We start from the raw sequence: 18689 nt of genomic DNA, 5'->3' as shown, positions 1-18689 counted from the left end.
TTATTCTTTCCTATATGATTATATCATTTCGGATGGTTTGTTTGAATGTTTAATTCCATGGACTGCTCCAAAAACATTAGCATTTGTGGCCATGACTTTCTTGCAGCCAGCGCATTTTCCCTTTTTTCCCCACCAAACGTCATCGTCATTCCTCCACCTACAGCCATTTGTATATTTGCCGGGAGATTAGGCAGACTGTACGGAAAACAAAGAAAGTGTCCGGCAGTTTCATAGTGTAAATGGATATCATTATAAGGCCGCTTCTCCCTGGAGAGTTGCTCCATGACATTGTTTGCAAACATAGTGGAAGGCCACAACTGATCGTCCCCGCCTGATATAAGCATAACCGGGGCCTGAATATCTTCAACAGGGATGCGCGCCGCTTCAGCCTTCTCCTTATTTTTTAACGAGTTATGCCAAATGGAAAGAAAAGTTGCAGGACGGCGGGTGATCCAGTTACTTAACATACGAAACATGGTGGAAGGCCGGTATACAAATTTTAAATACGGCAAGACTTCCCCACCAAATGTCCAGGAAGGCTCCGGTGCAAAGACATCGTTACGCATACCGGAAGTTACAACAGCACTTGGCGAGCCGGCAATGACCGCTTTGATTTCTGTGAAATTAGCACCCAATAAAAGCGCAAGCTCTCCGCCTCGGGAGAAGCCAATTACTGCAATCTTTTCCTCATCCACCCCCGTTTGCTGCTGCAGCCAATGAATAGCAGTTTCAAAGTATTCCAGCGGGATATTGATTAGATCTTTCGGAAGATTTTCCACTCCGAAATAGGCCAGGGCGAACGCTGCATAGCCGTGTGATGCCATTAGCGCCGCTGCATTTTCCTGTGACCCACCATCAGATCCGCCAAGAATAAGTACACATGGATGGGGGCCGGGAGCAGATGGTTGGTAGAACGTACCAACCATTCCTTCTTCCGTCACTTCACGTCTGATAACATCATCACTTAAAAATGAGCGCTCTACGATTGTTCGCGCAATCACTTCCTGATCCACTTCCGCTGTTAAGGCAACCTTCACAGGGATGGAGGTTAATTTTATAAACAGCGCCTTTTTCTTTGGGTCATCCGGTTCCATCGACCAGAATAATCCCATCGCATCCACTTCATCATAGGAGCCGCTTCGTGGTCTTTGCTTGCTTATATCAACCGTTCCATGATCATCTGCCTTAAAAACCGCGTGTGATATAAAGGTGTTGTCTTCCTCATCTCTGGTTTCTGCATAAATCGTAACTGCCTTGTTCGGGATACACCCAGTTAATCGAATCTTGACCACTTCATCTACGAGTGCATTTTCCGGAACGACAATAAATTGAGGCATCTCATCTATACTACTTATCATGTATGAAATTCCCTACCTTATATGAATTTATAATCTGTTGCTTCTATCATACTATGAATACGCGAATTCCGCTTCTGATTATGCATAACTATGAAATTTCCCCCAATAATCTATGATAAAACTCTTTTCTCATAGTTTGCTGCTCATCACGATGAAGTTGATATAAAATGCGATGCAACCTGAAATTATGGTTGGTGCTATTACTCGCTACGGAAATACACTACGCTTTCCGCGGGCGGCTGGTGAGCCTCCTCGTGCTATCGCACTCCGGGGTCTCACCGATGCCTTTTCTCCCGCTGGAGTCTCCGTGTATTTCCTTCGCTGCTATGTGCATTGCAACTTTATATACTTCATTCAATCACATAATAGCCATTCACTATTGTAGAGGTTGATTGAAGCGGAGGACTGTTGACTCCTGCGGGAAAAGCAACGAATCTTTTCAATGGGAAGCGTAATCACAGTCCCAATCTTTTAGAACAGCCTTCTGGGTAAATAAGCTGTTTTCATTACAGATGGTGGTGGCATGCTCTTAGCCGCCATGTTGGTTTCTTAACTGCTATAGTTAAACTCCAACGTTCAGTCTTTTGGTTTGGATGGAAAAATAGTGTAGGACCATGAATAGATAAAATCAGCAATAAACACAATCCCCCAGATCATTCCGATGCCATACATTGTTTCATTTGCATATGGGGAGTCGTTAGCATTTCCTGCTTCAATCCACGAAAAGTCGCGCAAATATGTGAACATTTCTTCCAAATCGCCGGTTCCATATATCCACAATGCGGATTGCCCCACAACAAATACAATCAGGTGGATGATGGACGTCCAGCGGTATTTTTTTGCCAAGTACTTTGGGTCTTTATCCCTTTTCATGATTCGGTGGTCTTTTTCCGTTAAAAGCTCTACATTACGCCATTGGCCAATTTTCTTACGCATCCAGCGGTCCAGCTTTTTGAAGTCCAGAATCCCAAATGTGCATGCATACACTACAAAAATCATAATGACAATCTGAAAGGTGGAAATCTCCCCCGTTTCCTGGTATATCACTAGTGCCAGCAGTGCTTCCACTGCCAACAGCACAAGAAAAGTAAGAATAAATACCAGGCTCAACTTTCGCCTGCTTAGGAAATAACGGACGATTCCAAAGAGGAGAAGTGCCAGTAATGATAATACTTCCAATGCTATAAATAGTTCCCATTGATATGTAAGAATGAACGCCATCTATTCACACCCCTGACTTTAACTATTCTTATTTTCTATTTATACGAGGCATCCGTCAATATTATTTTAAAAACAATTTCTTTTCTCCCTTGACCTTTACGTTGCGTCAAGGTCTATTATTGAAATAGTCAGGAGGGGTACACATGGAATATACCGTGAAGAAGTTGGCTCAAGTTTCCGGTGTGAGCGGCCGCACACTTCGATATTATGATCAGATTGGGCTTTTGAAACCAGCAAGAATCAATACTTCCGGCTATCGCATTTATGGCCAGAAACAAGTGGATCAGCTGCAGCAGATCCTCTTCTACCGTGAATTGGAAATTAACCTGGGGGATATCAAGGATATTATGGGTAAGCCGGATTTTGATGAAACAGCTGCTTTGAAAAAACATTACAGCAAATTAATCGAGAAACGCACCCGTCTTGACGATTTGCTGGCAACCGTTGAGAAAACAATTGCCAGCAAGGAAGGAGGAAACGCCATGCAGGATAAAGAGAAATTTGAAGGCTTCAAGGAAAAATTGATTGATGAAAATGAACAGAAATACGGCAAGGAAATCCGTGAAAAATATGGTGACGATACCGTTGATCAAAGCAATTCCAAGCTGATGGGGCTCACCAAAGAGGAATACCGGAAGATGACAGGGCTTGAGCAGGAGGTTATTTCCATGCTGAAAGAAGCTTACCAAACCGGTGACCCAGCCTCAGACAGAGGTCAGGATCTTGCCAAACTGCACAAGGAATGGCTGATGTATTCATGGAGCAGCTATTCCAAGGATGCACATGCAGGGCTGGCAGAAATGTATGTAGCCGATGAGCGCTTTACCGCTTATTATGATAAGCATGTAAAAGGCGGTGCAGCATTTTTAAGAGATGCGGTATTGGTTTACACAGGGAAAAAGTAACACAGAAGAAATAATGAACAGGCTGGAGTGAATGATTGCGTGTGCATTCATCCATTCCGGCTTTTTTGGCGTGCTACGAATTAGGGATAAAAAGACGTCCTCCTCATCTCCCAGCCCTTCTAATCCATTCGTTGCTCACAAATTTCCAGCAATGGGCACCTGTGACATAGTGGTTTTTTCCTGCACAGCTCCTTCGCATGTTCTACTAACAATGCATGGAACTCATTATATAACACCAGGTCATCAGGCAATTCCTTTTCCATCTGCTTTCTGAAACCATCGTAGGACACTGGCATATCATGGCCGATTCGGTAAAATATCCTTCTTGCATAGGCATCCACGACAAATACAGGTTTATCAAAAGCATACAGTAACATGACATCCGCGGTTTCCTGTCCAATGCCCTTAATATTTACCAGCTCATCCCGTAATTTCTGTCTATCCTCTTTTTTAATCCTTTCCATATCATAATCATAGCTTTTAAACCATTCCATGAATGCTTTGATCCGCTTTGCCTTGATATTGAAAAATCCACTGGACCGGATTAGTTGGGCAAGCTTTTCTTGTTGCATGTAGTCAATTTCTTCCGGCTGCAAAAATGGTCTTACGTTCCAAAGTGCCTTTTCCACATTACGCCAGCTCGTATTCTGTACAAGAATGGAGCCGATCATCATTTCAAAAGGAGTATCTGCCGGCCACCAGTTTTGCGAACCGTAATGATCGAACAGCTTTTCATAAATCAAAAAATAGCTCTGGTTCATTTGCTGTTTTCCAGTTCCAACAGTCTTTCCTTCATTGGGATTCCACCACGGAAACCGCCCATTTTTCCATCTTTATTGATGACACGATGGCATGGGATGGCCATCATTACAGGATTCTTGCCGATTGCTGAACCGACCGCCCGTACTGCGCCTGGCTTGCCAATGTTTTCTGCAATATCTGTATACGTCCTTTTTTGGCCGAAAGGGATATTTCGCAATTCCTCCCAGACTGCTTCTTGAAACTCAGTTCCTATTACATCTATCGGAAAATCAAACAGCTGCCGCTTCCCATTTAGATATTCTGCTAATTGTTCTGCATAAATTGCTAACTTACCCCAATTTTCTACTAGTTTTGCTTCTGGCCGCTTTTTTTCCAGCCATTCTTCTACTTCCGTTAGATCTCCATTTTGTGAACCGACAAAACACAACCCCTGGTCTGTTGCCGCAAGATACATCGACCAATCATCTATCTTTAGTTGTTTATAATAGATTGTTTTTCCTTCCTTGTCGCTTCTCATATGCACCTCTCCTTTTGCAGAATACAGATATTACATGCTTACTATTAATTGTTATTTCCCGTTAACGTCTATGTTATCTCTCTGTTAATCTCATATGTTAGGTTGGACACAAGCTTTAAAAATTGAGTAGAAATTTGCCGAAGAAACCCTCAATTTTGAAGCAACTAGATTTACATAAGGAGGAACTTTCATGGCTCAATCTAATCATACCATAAGGAAATATGTGGTTTCATCTGCATTGGTTACTTCTCTAGCGTTCACGCCGGCTCTTAGCGGAAGCGTTTTCGCTTATTCCGATGCTCCTTCTGATGACAACCTTACAATCAGTGAGCAAAATACGCCTGATGTCGAGGCACAGCAGAATGAGACCACTGAATCGAATGCAATTCATCACTTGGGAGATGAAGGACAGGCTGTAACTAATTTGCAAGCAGAACTGCAGGAAATGGGTTATTATACATATACCGTTGACGGTATTTTCGGTTCGATTACAGAGGATGCAGTAGAAGATTTTCAGGCAGATCATAATCTCGCCGTCGATGGGGTGGCAGGACCAAATACATTAGGTGCTTTGGAATTACCATCCAGTGCACCTGCTGCTGAAGAAACCACCTCTGCCGAAGAAACAGCTCCTGCACCAGCAAGTGCTTCTGATTCTTCTATTGTGGATGCAGCGGAAAGTGCGATTGGCACACCATACGCATGGGGTGGCACGACACTAAGCGGGATGGACAGCAGTGGGTTCATTAACTACACATTTGATCAGGTTGGCATCAATGTCTCCCGTACGCATGAAGCTATGTGGCAAAATGACGGGGTACATGTAGACTCCCCTAATGTTGGTGACGTTGTATTCTTCGCAGACACTTATGATACAGAAGGTGCTTCCCATAGTGGTGTTTATATCGGAAACGACCAAATGATTCATTCATCAAAACCTGGTGACACCGTGAATGTAGCGAACATGAGCTACGATTATTGGCAAGACCGCTATATCGGTGCAAAATCTTTCACAGAATAACATGCTGATAGATAATCCAGCAACGTTTGAGGGCTGACTCTTAACTAAAGAGTCAGCCCTTTATTTAGAATGTAAAAAAAGGCAAATAGCGGGGCCGGGGCGTCTCTTTGCATCATTCGGAACTTTTCTAACCGGCCCTGGGGATCGCTACATCGCCTGAATCTCTCCTAACATCGACTCCTTTATGGGCGACATCGACCGAATCTATTCAAACATCAACCTCGGGGATTGCTACATCAACCGGATCTTTCCTAACATCACCCTCAACATATGTATCATCAACCGAATCTCTCCAAACATCACCCACATCACTCGCTACTTCAACCGAATCCCATCAGGCCAAAGCAGCACCAAGGCCGCCGGAGGAAACGTGGCAAAACACCCACATCCCGCAAGATAATATTAGAAGACTTGGCATTCGCCAATCCCTTAGGCGAATTGCCAAAGCTCGCACTTATGCAGTAAGAAAGTTTTATGCTTTCTTAACTGCTAAAAAAGGAAAGCTCTCGCTATGAGCTTTCCTTTTTTAATCCTACACATTTACTTCCTTAAGCATTTCCTCAATCGCCGCAGCCACACCATGCTCATAATTCTTTGTTGTTGTGTAATCACACATTTGCTTGATTTCTTCCACCGCATTTCCCATCGCAACACCACGTCCGGCCATTCGCAGCATGCTCTCATCATTAAAGTTATCACCAAGTGCCATGACATCTTTCATTTCAATTCCCATGCTTTTTGCCAATACCTCGAGGGCGACTCCTTTCTGAGCGTCCGGATGGTTGAATTCAATATTAATATCACCAGAGGACGTGATGGCAAGCTCATGTTCATCCTTTAAAGTTTCCCGCACTTCCTGCAGCTTTTTCTTATCGATAGAAAAACCGAGGATTTTATGGATTTCAATGCCCTCCTGAGAAAATACGTCATCATAACCCTGGATGAATTGTACCTTTTCATCCTGAAACCGTTGCTCAGCTCCTTCGCGGATTTCTGCTTCTGTCAGATCGGGGTTGGCCGATTTCATAATATCAACCATCACCTGCAGGAAATGCTCCCTGCTAGTAGAATACACACCATTATTGGTGAAAAACTCAACATACATCCCGGCCTTATCACAAAGCTTTTGAATCTTTTTAGCTAATGTCATATCCATCGGGGCAGATCTCATCATTTCTTTCTCCAACGAATAAGTAAGTGCACCGTTCAGACAAATAACCGGTGAAGCTAATCCGACAGCCTGGAGTGGCTTGTTTGCAGCACCATAGGACCTCCCTGTGGCAACAACAAATTTTATCCCGCGTTCCATCGCTTTATTGATGGCTTCTGCATTTTCCCTGCTTATCTCACCTTGTTCATTTAACAATGTTCCATCTAAATCTGTAGCAATTAATTTCAATAGTCTTCTCCTTACTTATGATAGTTTCCTTTATAATTTTTCCCGGCTGAGTTATGCCCTATTCACCCGGCGATAATAAAAGTCGCATCCCTTCGACCTCATTGATACCTGTCTTATGGTAATTCCCTTCAACCCAATCATCCATCTGATTGCTGTACCATTCACTCCGAAAATGTCCGGATTGACCTGGCCCAACAATATGATGGCCTTCCTCCATTCTAGCAGCATCAACGACAAATCGCCATGATGCACCATGATTGACTTCTCCTGTCTCACTGTTATAGCTTGCAGCCATTGGTGTGACGCTGCTTCCACCAACAGGGAGAGCTTTTTCATTATTAAAAAAGAATGACAAAACAGGATGAATGCCAGATAAAGGGTGGTAAAACTGGACCTTATGGTAATCCCCCCATTGCCATAACGTCAGGTCTTCGCCGAATTCTTGTGTGAGTGACTTTAATGTTTCCTTAAGTGACGTCTGCAATACTTCTTCCAGACCGCCATTTTCCTCTATCCAGATGGAGTACTCCCCGTTGATTGCTTTACGCAGGAGCTGATCAGTGGTCTGTCCCTGATTGCCAAACAGGTTCATGATACTTTCCGGAATGTCATCCTCATACAATATTGTCTCGATTTCATCCATCCAGTGATGGAAAATCAATGGCTGCGCATCATTGACGTCATCCTTGAAATCCCAATCCTGCAAAAGTGAAAGTGCCGCTTCCTCCGTACTTGTAAGGTCTTCATCTTCCAATACATTTGCAAAAACAGGAACAAATTCACGCGCCTGTAAATTCATCCGATCCATTTGCAGTGCCTGCATATCTTCCACTGTTAAATCATTGCTGGAACTCAGTACTTCTGCGATTCGTTCATAGCGGTACGGCTGTGCCCATATATTGCTGATATGATAAGGGTATTCTTCTCCGGCAATTTTATTATTTGCAGTTGCGATAAAGCCTTTTTCCGGATTGATGACACGTGGCAATTCATCAAATGGAATAAAGCCCTCCCATTCATGCTCCTCCTTCCATCCCGGGAGTGGAAGGAGTGCATCCTCGCCATTTTCATAGATTGGTATATTTCCATTCACTTTATAGGCAATTGTTCCATCAGTAGATGCGAATACAAAGTTCTGCGCTGGAGCCAGAAATTTTTCCAGTCCTTGTTCAAATTCCTGCCAATTGCCCGCTTTGTTCATGTCCAATATTGCTTCCAACTCTGTGGTAGGATCCAATGCGGTCCATCTTAATGACATGGCCCTTTCTTCGGCGGAACCTTGCGAGAATTCCGAAACTACTGGTCCATGGCGAGTTTCTACCACCTGATAATCAATTGTTTCACCGTCTTTTACCACAATCGGCTCATCAATAATCGCAGCTTTCTCCCATTGTCCCTCATACAAAAATTCCTCCGGGTTATCCGGATTGCGCTGCTCAATATATAACTGCTGTACATCCGGACCGGTGTTTGTCACTCCCCAGGCAATCTCATCATTGTGCCCAAGGATAATTCCTGGAATGCCGGCAAAGATAACCCCACTTACGTTCATGTCCCCTGCTTCTAAATGCATCTGCAGCCAAATGGATGGAGTTGCCAGCCCTAAGTGTGGATCATCTGCCAACAGTGGCATCCCCGATTCTGTTTTCTCCCCACTGACAACCCAGTTATTACTTCCATTGAACGTATTAGGAATAACCGCATCAGCAAAACTATCTGCCACATCGATTTCTTCTTTCCCCAGAATTGTTGGCTTATTTTGAGGGTAATCTGGAAATAATTCATATGCCTTTTCTTCGTTGAAATTGTTCAGTGCATAATAATTGAAAGCCTGCCGCTCCCAATGTCCACCAAGATCAAACGCCATATATTTTCCAATGGTCAATGAATCAATCGGCGTCCATTCCTCAGGCTCTGACCCCATCAGAGTGAACTCAACAGGCAGGCTGTTGGTCTCTTTAGCCTGTTGGATATACGCGTTCACACCATCTGCAAAGCTTTGTAAAACCTGCTTTCCTTCCTCAGAGTAGATGGTATACGACTCCTCAGCCGCCCGCCGTAATCCAAGGGTACGGAAATACTTATCCTGGTTAATAGAGGCCTCACCTACCACTTCGCTTAACGTTCCAGATGCCTGCCTTCGCGACATTTCCATCTGGAACATTCGGTGCTGTGCCTGTACATACCCTTGGGCGATGTACAAGTCATGTTCATTTTCTGCCTGAATATGTGGCACCCCATCAGCATCTGTGATGACGGTGACCTCCTCTTTTAGCACGGGCAGTTCCAATGTACCTTCCAGCTGTGGCAGAGATTTATTTATATATGCGTTTACAAAAAATAGGAGAATCATTCCAATCAAGAGGATAGCACCAAGGAAAATCAGTACTGCCTTCTTTTTGCTTATCTTCTTCTTCAGCGGTTGGACAGTTTCTTGTGTTTCCACGTAAAAGCACCCCTTTTATTTTGCTTTCTATACATGTACTATTCTTGAAAACAAAATAAATTCCTCTAATTATACGTGAGGCACGATTAGAAAACGTATGGGAAGGCAGTTGGAGCAAATAAAAAGAGCCCTATAAAGGACTCCGGCATTTCACACAGGTGCGTCTAATCAGCAGGGATTTTCCCCAGTTTCCTGCTCATTTCAACAATCTCTTCCGCCAGCTTATTGAGCCTGAAGAGGATTTCACCATCCGTGATTTCCTTTTTATCGTTATAATACTTTTCCTCGACAAAAACATATTGTGGGAGAACCATGGCTTTTAAGTAAGATAGAATGGGTTTGAGCTGATGCTCCACAACTAAATGATGCTTGGCGGACCCTGCCGAAGCCACAAATCCAACCGCTTTATGCATCATGGCATCAACCGGAAGTAAATCGAATAAATTTTTCAATGTTCCCGGAATGGAGGCCTGGTAAATTGGGGTACCGATAATGTATGCATCTGCTTCAATCACTTTATCGATCACTATTTTTGTGTCGCCTGTATAATCCATATAATATCTGCCATCACAAAAATCCAGCTGGTAATCCTTCAAATCCACTAACTCCACTTCCAGGTCCGGCATATAATCTTTAATATTATTTAAAACCTTCTCAACGGTAGCCCTTGTTTTAGACCCTACAATGGAACCAGAAATACCGACAACCTTCACTTCAATCATCCCCGTATGTTTAAATTCACTTTATCCTTCAGCCATCATGAACAAACTAATTATATTATATTTAATCCTCTCCATTTTAACTGATTTGCCTTTTTAATTCCTTTTTTTTGCTTATTTCACAAGAGCGGGGTCTGTCCCCCGGCGCTTTAAAGCGTTAACGCTTTACCGTGCCGGGGGACAGGCCCCGCCTTCAATCAAAAATCATATTCGGCTTCTTTAGCTTCACGAATTTTCGTATAGGTTTCCGTTAGTATGACAGTGTCTTCTACAAGGCGATCAATCCGGAATAGCACGTCATCATTTGTAATTTCTTTTCGGTGGAAATCCGCTTCCTCGATAAATACATATGTCTGAACAATTTGGGCTTTCATATAGCCCAATATCGGTTTTAATTGATTTTCTGCAATTAGGTAATGTTTTGCAGAGCCTGCTGTTACGAGCATACTGGTAACTTTATCGCGAAATGCATGGACAGGAAGTAAATCAAAGATGTTCTTCAATGTAGCTGGGATAGACGCCTGGAAAATAGGTGTACCAATTACAATGGCGTCCGCTTCCATCAATGTCTTTGTTACATATCCTGTATCCCCTTCATATTCCAAATAATTACGTCCATCACTGAACTGTATATCAAATTCGGCTAAATCAATGAATGTCACGTCCGTATCCGGGTATTTATCATTGATAGCTTTAACCGCATAATCCATCGCCGTTCTTGTTTTTGTACCGACGTTGGAACCCGATAATGCAACGATTTTCATGTTCCAGGCCTCCTGTTATTTTGCTGTATATTTTTTGATTGCTGGTAATATCTCTGTACCTATTATTTCAATGTTTTTCATTAATTTATCAAATGGCATGCCCCCGAAATCAATTTGTGCAATGTACCGCTGATGACCAAACAATTCATGCTGGTAGAGAATTTTTTCAATAATCTCCTGTGGACTGCCAATATTCATTACATTACGTGGGTCTGCCCCCTGTGCAAAGTGCTGCTTGGGAAAACCCTGACCGTTTGTTCGCTTCATCCCTTCATTGATGTGGGGATACATATCTTTTAGTGCCTGCTGTGTGTTGTCAGCTGCATAGAAAAATCCAGCAGTTGCAATTGGCAGCTCTGATGGGTCAAAGCCGCTTGCTTTTGCAGCGTCACGATATGCATCAACCGTCCGTTTAAAAACAGCTGCCGGTCCGCCCAAATGAGCCATAAACATTCCAACACCAGCATAACCTGCTTTTCTTGCACTGGCTGGTGCCCCTCCAACTGCACGCCAAATCGGCAATGAACCATTTTGCGGACGTGGGAGAACCTTCGCATCTCTTAATGGAGCGCGAAATTCCCCCTCCCAATTAACAACTTCCTCTTCATTAATCTGCCGCAAGAGGTCAAATTTTTCTTCATACAGCTCTTCATAGTCACGAAGATTATAGCCTAATAAGTCAAAGAGACCTACTCTCGATGCACGCCCAGCGATAATCTCCGCACGTCCCCTGGAAATCAAATCAAGTGTTGCAAAATTTTCATATACTCGTACAGGATCTGATGTGCTAATAATGGTAGAGGAACTTGCAATTTTTATATTTTCTGTGGCCTGTGCAATAGCAGAAAGTACAACAGCATGTGCCTGTGTGGCAAAATACTCCTGATGACTTTCACCAACACTGAAAAAATCAATCCCAGCCTGATCAGCCAGCTTAGCATATTCAATTAATTCATGTATTCGCTGCTCTGCGGAAATGCGCTCCCCTGTATGCGGATCCGGGAGATGATCCCCCAATGTATAGATTCCGAATTCCAATCCTTTGCTTTGATCAATACGGTATTTTTCCATTTATCTCTCAACCTTTCTTTTCATACTATTATTGATTCCACATTCTAATGTTTCCACTTTTTGAATCTGATACATGGTCATCTTCATTTCCATCATTTCTTCATAATGCTAGTATAGAATATATAGTACATAAAAAGAAGTACGCACGCTTCGACTCCCACGTATACTAAGCACCGTACCAACTAATGTGCAGTCGCGCGCCTGCATACACATTAAATATTTCTGAAAATTATGTTATAATAATGGGACTTGGACTTATACCTGCGCTTTTTTGAAATATTACTTCACTTATTTTTTATTTTTAAAACGTAAGGTGTGTTGCTATGGACAATATTAAAGAAACGGTACTTGAAGTCATCTATTCGATTTTACCTATCACGATTGTTATAACCGTTTTACAGTTTACATTGATTTGGCTACCGATGGAGACTTTCATTCAATTTTTAATCGGAGTTGTTTTTGTAGGCATCGGTCTTATTCTTTTTTTATTAGGTGTGAATGTCGGCCTGCTGCCTGTGGGGGAAATGATTGGTTCTGCATTATCAAAAACAAAGAAAGTCTGGCTCATCATTTTCTTCGGTTTTTTATTAGGAGTTGTTGTAACGATTGCCGAGCCTGATGTTCGTGTACTTTCCACACAGGTTGACCAGGTATCAGACGGGGCAATTCCCAAAAGTATATTAATTCTTGCTGTTGCCTTAGGTGTCGGGATTTTTGTTGCCCTGGCAATGATTCGCATCATTTTCAATATCAGCATTGTTTATATACTTGCAGCAGGTTATGCACTAATATTCTTAGTGGCTTCATTTACTCCTTCCACATTTGTTCCAATCTCTTTTGATTCAGGTGGCGTAACGACCGGACCGTTAACTGTGCCTTTTATTCTGGCATTGGGTGTCGGTGTTGCTTCTGTTATTAAGGGCAAGTCTGCCTCAACGGACGGCTTCGGACTGGTAGCACTTGCTTCTATTGGACCAATTCTTTCCGTGTTGTTTTTAGGGGTGATTTACGGATGAACCTACATGTATTTGCAGGTTTTGGTGAAACAATGGGAGAAGTCACCACCGCATTATTGCCCTTGGTTATTCTATTTGTAATTTTTCAACTGTTTTTTTTGAAATTACCGAAACGGAAACTAGTCGATATAGCTGTCGGCTTCCTTTTAACATTTTTAGGCCTCTCTTTTTTCCTTCAAGGTGTTCACATCGGTTTCATGCCTGTTGGTGAATTAATGGGTGCAGCACTCGGGTCAGTGGATTACCTTTGGCTTTTACTACCAATTGGATTCATTCTAGGTTTTTTTGCTATTTATGCTGAACCAGCTGTAGCTGTCCTGCTACATCAGGTCGAAAAGGCTTCAGGGGGATACATTCAACACAAAATTTTGCTTTATACCTTATCGACTGGAGTTGGACTGGCAATTGTCATATCCATCTTACGTATACTACTAGGAATTTCCCTATGGTATTTAATATTGCCAGGATATATACTGGCATTAATCATGGTGAAATTCTCATCAAAAACATTTACAGCAATTGCCTTTGATTCAGGCGGTGTAGCGACAGGTCCAATGACAGCTACGTTTATGCTGGCCATGTTTGTTGGATTCGCTTCTGTCACAGAAGGAAGTGACCCGCTTCTTGAAGGATTTGGTATGGTAGCACTTGTTGCGCTTGCCCCTATCTTATCCGTGTTATCTTTGGGGATTCTATATAACAGAAAGGAGAAGGCTCAAGATGACAAAAGCAAAAGCCGGTCGAAAGCTGTTAGTGACGATCGTTAGGAAGGAAAAAGCTAAAAAAGTCATCCATGCATCAAAAAGGGCTGGTGCACAGGGAGGAACAACTTTCTATGGGAATGGATTCAGAGTCAATGACAAGAATAGATTTCTGGGAATTCCTGTGGTAAGAGAAAGAGAAATTATCCTGACGGTTGTTCCAACTGACATTTACCCCGATGTGATGAATTCAATTATCGATGCCGTTAACTTAAATAAACCACGGCAAGGTATAGGGTTTGTCGTTGATATGAAAAAAATCACCGGAGTCGCTCATATGGCAGGAATTGATGCTGAAACGGAAGAAATCAGTAACAAAGGTGGGTATGACATAATGAATGAGCAAAAAATTATGTATGACCTGATTATAACAATTATAAATAAAGGAGACGCTGAACAGGTTGTTGAATCCTCCAAATCTGCCGGAGCAGAAGGAGGAACAATCTTACATGGGCGAGGCACCGGTATTCACGAACAGGCAAAACTGTTTAATATCAACATAGAGCCGGAAAAAGAGGTTGTCCTGACACTGATTGACCGAAAAAAAACAACAGAAGTCTTGAAAGCGATTGAAGAAGATGCCGGATTAAATAAACCTGGCAAAGGAATTGCTTTCGTCCTTGAAGTAGAAAAAACAGTAGGAATCAATCATTTATTAAATCACATGGTTAATGAGCATTCTTAGCCTTAGTGTGAGTTTCGGAAGCGATTTGGGGTGTGGTGTCGCTCGATTTGACAGAGTGCTCGCTCCGTTTTCACGTGCGCATCGCTCCCCTGCCTCAACAAATTACACAAAAAAATCGCCTGGAGTCTTCATTCCACCCCGGCGATTTCTCTTTTTTATGATTTAATTTCAAATGTTTCTTCAATACGAATGCTATCCTGCACCGATTGTACCATCGAGCAGTTTTTTCTTGTGAGAGCCATTGCTTTTTCAATTTTATTTTCTGGGATATCTTTTCCATAGATACGGAAATGTAATTTTATTTCCTCTACACGGTCAGCCACATCAGGATTCCGCTTTACCTCTGCCTTGATTTTAATATCCTCAAATGCAATACGCATTTTATCCAGCACTTTTCGAAGCACCCCGCCGCTGCACACTGCTACTGAAGAAACAAGCAGTGCATATGGACGAAAGCCGTACTCGTCATTGCTTGAGATATCTAATGTACCAAATTCAAATTCTGTTTGAAACCCATTTTCCGTCATATTGTATTCCATTGATATCATCCTTTTTCATCGATTTTACCTCATTATAAATGATAAGTATGAAAAATTAATGAAAAATGCTTACAATTCATTCTCACAGGTTCGGCATTTTTGCCAATCAGCCCGGCGCTCATGGTCCCGATCCCACATAACCAGACTCCCTTAGCAAAAAAAGCTCTATACTTCCTCATCTGGTATAAAATAATGATCTCTGTAGCGAATCATTCGTGTATTCCATTGCGGGTTTACCGTAACATGTTCGCCTAATAACTCATATTGCAGAAATAAATATGGGAAATTCACACCTGCTCCGAGACTCATCACATGGCTGCCGCCAAAGCGGGCGTTTATATCCGTTAATTGGTAGCCGTCATCCGTTGTAATAAACTGTAGGTTAATAAAACCACTTGTCGCGACACATTCTGTTATTTCTGTTGCGGCCTGGATCAGCTCTTCATTGAAAACAACGGTTCCATCCAATACGATACCATTCGATACCTGTGTACGTTCACGCGGGACTGCTACGATAACTTTTCCATTATGGATATACACATCCACACTGTATTCGGTTCCTTTCAAGTATTCCATGACAATTCGCCTTTCCATGGAAGGGACCTCGCAGTAATCGTCCATATTATATATTTTATTTTTTCCTTCTTTTATCGCTTTTAAATAATTTTCCCGATTTGTCAATATTGCAAATCCTAGTGCACCATTCCCATTCACTTATTTTACACAGATATAATCATCTTCCGGAAAGAATTTTTCAACAATATGGGGTAATTCAGCAGTATTAGTAAATCCGCGGTATTTGGGTATGTATGAATGAAGACCTTTTTCAGAAAGATATTGATATGCCCTTTCTTTATCATTGAGTATGTCAAAATGATCACTTACAGGCAATGCAACTTCCGCATTCAACTCTCTCCTGAATTTCTCGTAGATTTCTATTTCATCATGGAGAGTAGGGAAAACAGCATGAATGTTTTCTTTGTCGATAATGTCAGTTATTGCTTTTTTGTAATCTTCCAACTCGGTATAACGCGGGGGTTGGTATACCGTATCACAAAAGAAGTTTCCTGCAGTAACACGTCGCCGGTCTGTGCCAACGAGATGAATATCTTCCTTTTCCTTGAGCCCCCGCAATATGCCCTGTGCGGTTGGGCCTCCTATGCCTGTAACCAAAACATTTATTCTTTCCATTTACCAACTTCCTAACACGTTTAAAGTATACACCTGTTGTTTCTATAATGACTTTAACTGATGTTCCACCATATTTCAACAGATTATACTGGATTGGACCATGATGGCGGCATTGGTGTCCCTTACCCACCATGGCCCTTGTCGTTTATTATTCTCCAGTTTCTGCAAAATATTTGATGCGCTCACCAATTTCATCACGGACGCGCTGGAAGACCTGCCATTTTTCTTCTTCTGTTCCTTCTGCTTTTGCCGGATCGTCAAATCCCCAGTGCTCGCGCTTAACCTGGGGTGGTGTCATCGGACATCGGTCAGCTGCATCCCCACAGAGCGTAACAGCCAGTGTAGCATTATTTAAAATTTCTGCATCGATTACTTCCGATTGTTGATTCGAGATATCGATACCTGCCTCGTTCATTGCTTTCACCGCATTCGGATTTAATCCATGTGCTTCAATCCCTGCACTTTTCACTTCCCATTCATCACCCAGATGCTTCTTCGCCCATCCCTCTGCCATTTGGCTCCTGCAAGAATTTCCCGTACATAAGAAGTAAATTGTTTTTTTCGCCATCATTTATACACTCCTTTAAATAATAAATAAAGTTAAATATAGACCGAATAACGTAATAATCAATATTGGGATCGTTAAAATAATCCCTGTTTTAAAATAGGTGCCCCAGGAGATTTTGACTCCTTTTTGCGATAATACGTGGAGCCACAGTAATGTTGCGAGTGAGCCGATTGGTGTGATTTTTGGGCCAAGGTCAGAGCCAATAACGTTGGCATAGATAAGTGCTTCCCTCATCACGCCGGACGTATTCGTTTCAGCAATCGCAATCGCGTCAATCATGACAGTTGGCATATTATTCATAATCGAAGAAAGGATTGCAGCAATGAAGCCCATCGCCATTGTCGCAATAAATAATCCCTCATCTGCGGCTGCCTGGATAACAGTCGCCAGCAAATCGGTGAGTCCTGCATTTCGAAGGCCAAATACGACCACATACATTCCGATTGAGAAAAAAACAATATTCCATGGCGCGCCCTTAATAACTTCTTTCGTATTAACAACACTGCTTTTCCTGGCCATCAGGATAAAGAATATCGCAATCACTCCTGCAACAATCGAAACAGGAAGGTTGATAAACTCGCTGACGAAGTAGCCGATTACTAATACTCCAAGTACATACCAGGAAAGCCAGAACATTTTCAGGTCCCGAATCGCTTCATCCGGTTCACGTAATTTGGATATATCAAAGGTTTTCGGAATACTTTTCCTGAAATAAATCAATAATACTGTAATGGTTGCAGTCAGTGAAAAGAGATTGGGAATAATCATACGTGATGCATATTCCACAAATCCAATCGCAAAGAAGTCCGCTGAAACAATGTTTACAAGGTTACTCACAACAAACGGCAAGGAGGTTGTATCCGCGATAAATCCACTTGCCATAATAAACGGAAACACCATGGTTTCTTTGAAATTCAGGTTGCGGACCATTGCCAGCACAATCGGCGTAAGGATCAACGCAGCCCCGTCATTTGCGAAAAAGGCCGCTACCACTGCACCAAGCAGACTGATATAGACAAACATTTTTATCCCATTTCCATTTGCAATCCGCGCCATATGTAAGGATGCCCATTCAAAAAATCCAATTTCATCGAGTATTAGTGAAATAAGGATAATCGCCACGAACGCCAACGTAGCATTCCAGACGATGCCAGTTACTTCGATGACATCATTAAAATCAACAACTCCAATGAGTAAAGCAAGGACTGCACCACCAATCGCGGACCAGCCGATCGACAGGCCTTTTGGCTGCCAAATCACTAAAATTAACGTAACTAAAAATATGATAACTGCGAGTAGTGACAAAATCTATACCTCCAACTTTAACAACAGGAATTGCGAATTCCTTGTTTCTCCAATTCTTTTAATTTATATTCCTGGTCGGGCAGCTGATCAAGAATCTGCTTTATAAACGGGTAATATTCGTTCAATTTATTGATGGAATAAAAGATCCACTGACCCTTTCGCTCTTCCGTCACCAGACCAATATCTCTCAATTTACGAAGGTGCTGGCTGATGGATGGCTGACTTGTCTGGAAAATTTCCACAAATTCACAGACACAGCAGGCTTGACCGTCAAGGATTTTCATCATCGTCAGGCGTGTTTGATCACCCAGTAATTTTAAAATAAGTGCTGCTTTATCCATTTCAATTTCCGTTTGTATCATCTTTAAAGTACCTCCACTTCCATTACTTTATTAGTATATAACGATATGCTTATATATTCAATTCATAAAATGGTTATGC

The 18689-nt window shown here is 42.3% G+C and carries 20 protein-coding genes; 5 read left to right on the top strand and 15 right to left on the bottom strand.

The features are described from left to right. Window positions 1-23: 23 nt before the first annotated feature. Both ACZ427_RS18315 and ACZ427_RS18310 read right to left on the bottom strand, forming a co-directional pair. Window positions 24-1358, bottom strand: a complete 1335-nt coding sequence (locus ACZ427_RS18315; protein WP_461177391.1) for an acyl-CoA thioester hydrolase/BAAT C-terminal domain-containing protein — start codon at window positions 1356-1358, stop codon at window positions 24-26. 576 nt (window positions 1359-1934) lie between these two features. Next, window positions 1935-2579, bottom strand: a complete 645-nt coding sequence (locus tag ACZ427_RS18310) for a hypothetical protein (protein ID WP_461177392.1) — start codon at window positions 2577-2579, stop codon at window positions 1935-1937. Between the two features lie 143 nt (window positions 2580-2722). On the opposite strand from ACZ427_RS18310, the gene ACZ427_RS18305 reads away from it, so the two are divergent. Further along, window positions 2723-3484 carry a MerR family transcriptional regulator gene (locus ACZ427_RS18305; protein WP_461177393.1) on the top strand — a complete coding sequence of 254 codons (762 nt, stop codon included), beginning with the start codon at window positions 2723-2725 and terminating at the stop codon, window positions 3482-3484. Window positions 3485-3603: 119 nt separating this feature from the next. On the opposite strand, the gene ACZ427_RS18300 is transcribed toward ACZ427_RS18305, so the two are convergent. Together ACZ427_RS18300 and ACZ427_RS18295 are read right to left on the bottom strand one after the other, a co-directional pair. Continuing rightward, a complete protein-coding gene (locus ACZ427_RS18300; RefSeq protein WP_461177394.1) occupies window positions 3604-4245 on the bottom strand; it encodes an endonuclease III domain-containing protein in 642 nt (213 codons plus the stop codon). Then, entirely contained in the window at window positions 4242-4763 is a 522-nt protein-coding gene (locus ACZ427_RS18295) for a methylated-DNA--[protein]-cysteine S-methyltransferase (RefSeq protein WP_461177395.1), read from the bottom strand. The genes ACZ427_RS18300 and ACZ427_RS18295 overlap by 4 nt, the downstream gene beginning before the upstream one ends. A 190-nt stretch (window positions 4764-4953) precedes the next feature. Between ACZ427_RS18295 and ACZ427_RS18290 the strand changes: the two genes are divergently transcribed. Further along, complete coding sequence (locus tag ACZ427_RS18290; RefSeq protein ID WP_461177396.1) at window positions 4954-5784, top strand: C40 family peptidase; 831 nt, start codon at window positions 4954-4956, stop codon at window positions 5782-5784. A gap of 532 nt (window positions 5785-6316) precedes the next feature. On the opposite strand, the gene ACZ427_RS18285 is transcribed toward ACZ427_RS18290, so the two are convergent. From ACZ427_RS18285 to ACZ427_RS18265, 5 genes are all read right to left on the bottom strand, one after another. Then, on the bottom strand, window positions 6317-7183 hold the full coding sequence (locus ACZ427_RS18285) for a Cof-type HAD-IIB family hydrolase (protein WP_461177397.1): 867 nt from the start codon (window positions 7181-7183) through the stop codon (window positions 6317-6319). A gap of 58 nt (window positions 7184-7241) precedes the next feature. Next, window positions 7242-9629, bottom strand: a complete 2388-nt coding sequence (locus ACZ427_RS18280; RefSeq protein ID WP_461177398.1) for a penicillin acylase family protein — start codon at window positions 9627-9629, stop codon at window positions 7242-7244. Between the two features lie 164 nt (window positions 9630-9793). Then, on the bottom strand, window positions 9794-10351 hold the full coding sequence (locus tag ACZ427_RS18275) for an NADPH-dependent FMN reductase (protein WP_461177399.1): 558 nt from the start codon (window positions 10349-10351) through the stop codon (window positions 9794-9796). 194 nt (window positions 10352-10545) lie between these two features. After that, window positions 10546-11112, bottom strand: coding sequence for an NADPH-dependent FMN reductase (locus tag ACZ427_RS18270; RefSeq protein WP_461177400.1), 567 nt, complete (start codon window positions 11110-11112; stop codon window positions 10546-10548). Window positions 11113-11127: 15 nt separating this feature from the next. Then, window positions 11128-12183 carry an LLM class flavin-dependent oxidoreductase gene (locus ACZ427_RS18265; RefSeq protein WP_461177401.1) on the bottom strand — a complete coding sequence of 352 codons (1056 nt, stop codon included), beginning with the start codon at window positions 12181-12183 and terminating at the stop codon, window positions 11128-11130. A 323-nt stretch (window positions 12184-12506) separates the two neighbouring features. Between ACZ427_RS18265 and ACZ427_RS18260 the strand changes: the two genes are divergently transcribed. From ACZ427_RS18260 to ACZ427_RS18250, 3 genes are read left to right on the top strand one after another with little or no spacing between them, the layout of a single operon-like run. Then, window positions 12507-13199: a DUF1538 domain-containing protein gene (locus ACZ427_RS18260; RefSeq protein ID WP_461177402.1), complete on the top strand. Its 693-nt coding sequence runs from the start codon at window positions 12507-12509 to the stop codon at window positions 13197-13199. Beyond that, window positions 13196-13966 (top strand): DUF1538 domain-containing protein, encoded by a 771-nt coding sequence (locus tag ACZ427_RS18255; protein WP_461177403.1) that lies wholly within the window; start codon window positions 13196-13198, stop codon window positions 13964-13966. Before ACZ427_RS18260 ends, ACZ427_RS18255 begins: the two co-directional genes overlap by 4 nt. Then, window positions 13920-14645, top strand: coding sequence for a P-II family nitrogen regulator (locus ACZ427_RS18250; RefSeq protein ID WP_461177404.1), 726 nt, complete (start codon window positions 13920-13922; stop codon window positions 14643-14645). Before ACZ427_RS18255 ends, ACZ427_RS18250 begins: the two co-directional genes overlap by 47 nt. 155 nt (window positions 14646-14800) lie before the next feature. On the opposite strand, the gene ACZ427_RS18245 is transcribed toward ACZ427_RS18250, so the two are convergent. The 6 genes from ACZ427_RS18245 to ACZ427_RS18220 form a co-directional block, all read right to left on the bottom strand. After that, window positions 14801-15184: an OsmC family protein gene (locus ACZ427_RS18245; RefSeq protein WP_461177405.1), complete on the bottom strand. Its 384-nt coding sequence runs from the start codon at window positions 15182-15184 to the stop codon at window positions 14801-14803. A 165-nt stretch (window positions 15185-15349) separates the two neighbouring features. Continuing rightward, window positions 15350-15898, bottom strand: coding sequence for an ATP-grasp domain-containing protein (locus ACZ427_RS18240; protein WP_461177406.1), 549 nt, complete (start codon window positions 15896-15898; stop codon window positions 15350-15352). Then, complete coding sequence (locus ACZ427_RS18235; RefSeq protein WP_461177407.1) at window positions 15899-16375, bottom strand: ATP-grasp domain-containing protein; 477 nt, start codon at window positions 16373-16375, stop codon at window positions 15899-15901. 148 nt (window positions 16376-16523) lie between these two features. Further along, the gene (arsC, locus tag ACZ427_RS18230) at window positions 16524-16943 is read right to left on the bottom strand and encodes an arsenate reductase (thioredoxin) (protein WP_461177408.1); all 420 of its coding nucleotides are present in this window, start codon (window positions 16941-16943) and stop codon (window positions 16524-16526) included. Between the two features lie 15 nt (window positions 16944-16958). Next, entirely contained in the window at window positions 16959-18248 is a 1290-nt protein-coding gene (locus ACZ427_RS18225; protein WP_461177409.1) for an arsenic transporter, read from the bottom strand. A gap of 17 nt (window positions 18249-18265) precedes the next feature. Then, the gene (locus ACZ427_RS18220; RefSeq protein ID WP_461177410.1) at window positions 18266-18610 is read right to left on the bottom strand and encodes an ArsR/SmtB family transcription factor; all 345 of its coding nucleotides are present in this window, start codon (window positions 18608-18610) and stop codon (window positions 18266-18268) included. Window positions 18611-18689: the final 79 nt, after the last annotated feature.

It is taken from the genome of Virgibacillus ainsalahensis (genome assembly GCF_055380755.1).
The sequence above is the reverse complement of the archived record's forward strand: the minus strand, read 5'-3'. Positions and strand labels throughout refer to the sequence as shown.

What these genes read in the sequence shown, in the direction of transcription:
- ACZ427_RS18315 (WP_461177391.1), bottom strand. Translation starts at nt 1,358, where the DNA reads ATGATAAGTAGTATAGATGAGATGCCTCAATTTATTGTCGTTCCGGAA.
- ACZ427_RS18310 (WP_461177392.1), bottom strand. Translation starts at nt 2,579, where the DNA reads ATGGCGTTCATTCTTACATATCAATGGGAACTATTTATAGCATTGGAA.
- ACZ427_RS18305 (WP_461177393.1), top strand. Translation starts at nt 2,723, where the DNA reads ATGGAATATACCGTGAAGAAGTTGGCTCAAGTTTCCGGTGTGAGCGGC.
- ACZ427_RS18300 (WP_461177394.1), bottom strand. Translation starts at nt 4,245, where the DNA reads ATGAACCAGAGCTATTTTTTGATTTATGAAAAGCTGTTCGATCATTAC.
- ACZ427_RS18295 (WP_461177395.1), bottom strand. Translation starts at nt 4,763, where the DNA reads ATGAGAAGCGACAAGGAAGGAAAAACAATCTATTATAAACAACTAAAG.
- ACZ427_RS18290 (WP_461177396.1), top strand. Translation starts at nt 4,954, where the DNA reads ATGGCTCAATCTAATCATACCATAAGGAAATATGTGGTTTCATCTGCA.
- ACZ427_RS18275 (WP_461177399.1), bottom strand. Translation starts at nt 10,351, where the DNA reads ATGATTGAAGTGAAGGTTGTCGGTATTTCTGGTTCCATTGTAGGGTCT.
- ACZ427_RS18270 (WP_461177400.1), bottom strand. Translation starts at nt 11,112, where the DNA reads ATGAAAATCGTTGCATTATCGGGTTCCAACGTCGGTACAAAAACAAGA.
- ACZ427_RS18265 (WP_461177401.1), bottom strand. Translation starts at nt 12,183, where the DNA reads ATGGAAAAATACCGTATTGATCAAAGCAAAGGATTGGAATTCGGAATC.
- ACZ427_RS18260 (WP_461177402.1), top strand. Translation starts at nt 12,507, where the DNA reads ATGGACAATATTAAAGAAACGGTACTTGAAGTCATCTATTCGATTTTA.
- ACZ427_RS18255 (WP_461177403.1), top strand. Translation starts at nt 13,196, where the DNA reads ATGAACCTACATGTATTTGCAGGTTTTGGTGAAACAATGGGAGAAGTC.
- ACZ427_RS18250 (WP_461177404.1), top strand. Translation starts at nt 13,920, where the DNA reads ATGACAAAAGCAAAAGCCGGTCGAAAGCTGTTAGTGACGATCGTTAGG.
- ACZ427_RS18245 (WP_461177405.1), bottom strand. Translation starts at nt 15,184, where the DNA reads ATGGAATACAATATGACGGAAAATGGGTTTCAAACAGAATTTGAATTT.
- ACZ427_RS18235 (WP_461177407.1), bottom strand. Translation starts at nt 16,375, where the DNA reads ATGGAAAGAATAAATGTTTTGGTTACAGGCATAGGAGGCCCAACCGCA.
- arsC (WP_461177408.1), bottom strand. Translation starts at nt 16,943, where the DNA reads ATGGCGAAAAAAACAATTTACTTCTTATGTACGGGAAATTCTTGCAGG.
- ACZ427_RS18220 (WP_461177410.1), bottom strand. Translation starts at nt 18,610, where the DNA reads ATGATACAAACGGAAATTGAAATGGATAAAGCAGCACTTATTTTAAAA.